Genomic DNA, 2,990 nt, shown 5'->3' with positions numbered 1-2,990 from the left:
CAGCGATGTCTTGCCCGACAGGGTCGGCCCAAGCAGCACATTCATCGTGCCTTTTTCCAGCGTCAGATCCGTCGGGTAGATATGTGTCTGCCCCTCGACGGTCTTTGATACGCCCCTTAGTTCCAGCGTCATCAGGTCCTCCTCCTTATTCCGCCGCCGCGGGATTGGATTGGCGGTGTTGCGTCATCCAGTCATCAAGCGCTTGGGTTTGCTCATCCGTCATGCGCAGGCCGAGCTTGTTGCGCCGCCAGATCACGTCCTCTGCCGTGTGCGCATATTCATGTGTCATCAGCCAGCGCACTTCGGCTTCGGTCAGGGTCGCGCCAAAGTCCTTGCCGAGGTCATCGGCCGTCTTCGCATCCCCAAGAACGGCAACGGCCTCCGTCCCGTAGGCCCGCACCAGCCGCCGCGCCCAGCGGTCGCTCAGAAAGTCGAAACGCTCCCGCACCTCCCGCACAAGCGCCTCGAACCCGTCAACTGCGAAATCTCCGCCCGGCAAGGGCACGCCGGCCGTCCACGGCCCTTTGGTGACGGTCAGTTCGCCCGCGATCTTTTCCAGCGCACTTTCCGCCAAACGACGGTAGGTCGTGATCTTGCCACCAAAGATATTCAGCACCGGCGCACCCGCGCTGCGGTCTACCTTGAGTGTGTAGTCCCGCGTCGCCGCCGTCGCGCTGCTGGCCCCGTCATCATAAAGCGGCCGCACACCCGAATAGGTCCAGACCACATCGTCACTGGTCAGGGTCTGCTTGAAATACTCGCTGGCAAACGCCAGCAGATAATCGCGCTCCTCAGGCGTGCATTCAGGCTTGGTCGACGGATCGGAATGCTCCGCGTCAGTGGTGCCGATCAGGGTGAAATCGGTCTCGTAGGGAATGGCGAAAATGATCCGGCCATCGGTGCCCTGAAAGAAATAGCACTTGTCGTGATCGTAAAGTTTGCGGGTCACGATATGGCTGCCCCGCACCAGCCGCACACCTTCGCGCGAATTGAGCCGCACCTTGGTCTGGATGATGTCGCCAACCCAGGGACCACCGGCATTCACCAGCATCCGGGCATAAAAGGTCTGGACGTGATTGTTTTCGGAATTGCGCGTTTCGATGCGCCAGATGCCGTTTTCACTGGTCGCGCTGACCACCTGCGTGCGGGTTATGATATGGGCACCACGCGCTTCGGCGTCGCGGGCATTGAGCACGACAAGGCGCGAATCCTCGACCCAGCAGTCGGAATATTCATAGGCCTTGGCAAAGCGATCCTGCAGCGGCGCGCCCTCTTTGGATGCGCTCAGCTCCACGGTGGACGTCCCGGGCAGGATCTTGCGCCCGCCCAGATGGTCATACATGAACAGCCCCAGCCGGATCAGCCATGCGGGCCTGCGCCCTTTCATCCAGGGCATGAACAGGCTGAGCAGTTTCGAGGTCGGCGTATCCGACTCAAAACGCATATCTTTATGATAAGGAAGCACAAAACGCATCGGCCAGCTGATATGCGGCATCGCCTTCAAAAGCGTCTCGCGCTCGATCAGCGCCTCGCGCACCAGCCGGAATTCGAAATATTCGAGATAGCGCAGCCCGCCGTGAAACAGCTTGGTCGACGCCGAAGAGGTGGCGGAAGCAAGGTCGTTCATCTCGGCCAGCGCCACCGTCAGCCCACGGCCCGCCGCATCCCGCGCGATCCCGCACCCATTGATGCCACCACCAATGATGAACAGGTCTGTGATTTCCGTGTCGGTCGGGTGTCCCACGCGATTCTCCTCCATGCGCGTTGTGCCACATTTGTGACGGAATCACCGGCATATCGCAACAATTATTTGTTCGTTTGTGTTCGATTTTATGCTTTTACCTTTTTATCAAGGACTTACCCTACGTAAGCGCGAGCGCATCCAACCAACACAGCGCATAATAGGAGAATTTTTATTGCCTTTCCATTCGTTTTTCGCGATTCTCCTGCCCCAAACCGGCATGGACCCGGCCACAAACGAACATTGGTGAAAAGGCAGATCATGTCGCAAACATTCCGCCATCCCGAAATTCTTGAGATCGCGCGTCGTGAAGGCAAGGTGACGGTCGAAGGGCTGGCCCGGCATTTTGACGTCACACTGCAGACCATTCGTCGTGACCTGACCGATCTTGCCGATGCGGGGCGGCTGGAACGGGTGCATGGCGGGGCGGTGTTGCCGTCAGGCACAACCAATATCGGCTATGAAGAACGCCGTGCCCTCAAAGCAGAAGAAAAACGCGCCATGGCCCGCGCCTGTGCCGCCGAGATCCCCAACGGCATTTCGCTGTTTCTCAATATCGGCACCTCCACCGAGGCCGTTGCGCAGGAACTGATGCATCATGAAAATCTCATGGTGGTCACCAACAACATGAACGTGGCCAACATCCTTGCCGGGAACAGCGAGTGCAAAATCATCGTGACCGGCGGGCAATTACGCCGCGCCGATGGCGGCTTAGTCGGAAACCTTGCCACCGAGACTATCCGGCAGTTCAAATTCGACTTGGCCGTGATCGGCTGTTCGGCCCTGGACAGAGAAGGCGACCTTCTGGACTTCGACATTCAAGAGGTCAGCGTCAGTCAAGCCATCTTGCGCCAATCTCGAAAGACATTCCTCGTGGCGGATCAGACAAAACTCGCCCGCAGCGCTCCGGCGCGCATCGCATCTCTAGCGGACATAGATACATTCTTCACGGATCAATCGCTTCCCACGGACCTAGCCGCAGCATGTGATACCTGGAGAACAAGAGTGGTCGTTTCGCGTTGATGGGTTTCATGAGGGGATTGGGCGCAAACGCCATATCGCTCGGTCTTGGCCAATTAATAAGCAAGCAACAACCACTTCCGTTTCGATTCAAGCAGGCTGAAATGCGCCTACGACCACAACGAATAGTGTTCTGACAAGAACCTCCTCTACACTTATTGACTCAATCGTTTCGCACGCTCGGCCATCCTAACCACCTGTATACCGACCGTCGCTGCCGCCGCCCGCA

General features: G+C 58.1%; 2 protein-coding genes and 1 pseudogene. 1 reads left to right on the top strand and 2 read right to left on the bottom strand.

Annotated elements, in window-relative coordinates:
- Positions 1-132, bottom strand: a pseudogene (locus tag FOA17_RS20110) (ABC transporter ATP-binding protein); the annotation flags it as partial.
- A 13-nt stretch (positions 133-145) separates the two neighbouring features.
- Positions 146-1,759 carry a glycerol-3-phosphate dehydrogenase gene (gene glpD, locus FOA17_RS10695; protein ID WP_149141486.1) on the bottom strand — a complete coding sequence of 538 codons (1,614 nt, stop codon included), beginning with the start codon at positions 1,757-1,759 and terminating at the stop codon, positions 146-148.
- 243 nt (positions 1,760-2,002) lie between these two features.
- On the opposite strand from glpD, the gene FOA17_RS10690 reads away from it, so the two are divergent.
- Positions 2,003-2,764, top strand: coding sequence for a DeoR/GlpR family DNA-binding transcription regulator (locus FOA17_RS10690; RefSeq protein WP_149141485.1), 762 nt, complete (start codon positions 2,003-2,005; stop codon positions 2,762-2,764).
- Positions 2,765-2,990: the final 226 nt, after the last annotated feature.

The organism is Gemmobacter caeruleus (genome assembly GCF_008271655.1).
GTDB classification, from domain to species: domain Bacteria; phylum Pseudomonadota; class Alphaproteobacteria; order Rhodobacterales; family Rhodobacteraceae; genus Gemmobacter; species Gemmobacter caeruleus.
This window is presented reverse-complemented; position numbering and strand designations above follow the sequence as displayed.